This is a genomic window from Barnesiella sp. CU968 (assembly GCF_905219685.1).
Classification (GTDB): Bacteria; Bacteroidota; Bacteroidia; order Bacteroidales; family Muribaculaceae; genus Lepagella; species Lepagella muris_A.
On record NZ_CAJMXD010000573.1, the window covers coordinates 1 to 1,261 of the forward strand.

Consider the following 1,261-nt stretch of genomic DNA (forward strand, 5'->3'; position numbering starts at 1 on the left):
GAGACAGGGGCAGGTGCATGGATTCTTGCAGGAGGCACACACCATTCTTGCTTCTCATATAATCTTTCTCAGGAATATTGGGAGGATTATGCTGAGATTGCTGGCATAGAGATGGCTGTTATAGACAAGAACACGACTATACCTGAGTTCAAGAATACACTTCGCTGGAATGAGGTATATTACATGCTCAACAAGTCTCTTTGCTAATCCCTGCTGATCATGGATGCTAAAGAAACAATAAGACAGGGTAAGGCAGTGCTCGGAATAGAACTCGGGTCTACCCGCATCAAGGCTGTATTGATAGATGAGGATAACCGTCCTATTGCCCAGGGTTCTCATGAATGGGAAAACCAGCTTGTCGACAATCTCTGGACTTACAGCATTGACGCCATATGGTTCGGAGTGCAGGATTGTTATCGAGATCTGAGAGCCAATGTGGTCGAAGAATATGGTGTGGAGATTGAAACGCTTTCCGCTATCGGAGTCAGTGCGATGATGCATGGATATATGCCGTTTGACAAAAACGGCAGAATTCTTGTGCCGTTCCGCACCTGGAGAAATACCAATACCGGAGTTGCCGCAGCCGAATTGTCTGAACTTTTCAATTACAACATACCGTTACGTTGGAGCATATCTCATCTATATCAGGCGATTCTTAACAAAGAGGAGCATGTTGGAGAAATAGATTTTCTTACCACACTTGCCGGTTATATACATTGGCAACTTACGGGTGAGAGAGTTCTGGGCATTGGAGATGCTTCAGGAATGTTGCCTGTTGACCCGGAGACAAAGAACTACTCGTCACGTATGATAAAGCAGTTTGATGAACTTGTGGCTCCATATTCATACCCTTGGAAGCTTGAAGATATTCTGCCGAAATGTCTGTTGGCGGGTGAAAATGCAGGTGTCCTGACGGAAGAGGGTGCACGGCATCTTGACATATCCGGTAATCTGAAGTCCGGTGTGCCTGTGTGCCCGCCGGAAGGTGATGCCGGTACAGGTATGGTCGCGACCAATGCCGTGAAGCAGCGCACAGGAAATGTATCCGCCGGCACGTCTTCGTTTTCGATGATTGTCGTGGAGAAAGAGCTTTCAAAGCCATATGAGATGATAGATATGGTTACTACTCCCGACGGTTCGCTCGTTGCCATGGTGCATTGCAACAACTGCACGTCAGATTTGAATGCATGGGTAGGAATTTTTCGTGAGTTTCAGGAAATGATGGGTATGCCTGTAGATATCGATGGATTCTACGGGAAAC

The 1,261-nt window shown here is 46.6% G+C and carries 1 protein-coding gene and 1 pseudogene; both read left to right on the forward strand.

Annotated features, from left to right (window positions below; genetic code table 11):
- A pseudogene (locus JX312_RS13780) lies at window positions 1-207 on the forward strand (L-arabinose isomerase); the annotation flags it as partial.
- A 6-nt stretch (window positions 208-213) separates the two neighbouring features.
- On the forward strand, window positions 214-1,261 hold a 1,048-nt coding region (locus tag JX312_RS13785; protein ID WP_204458492.1), incomplete at its 3' end, for an FGGY family carbohydrate kinase.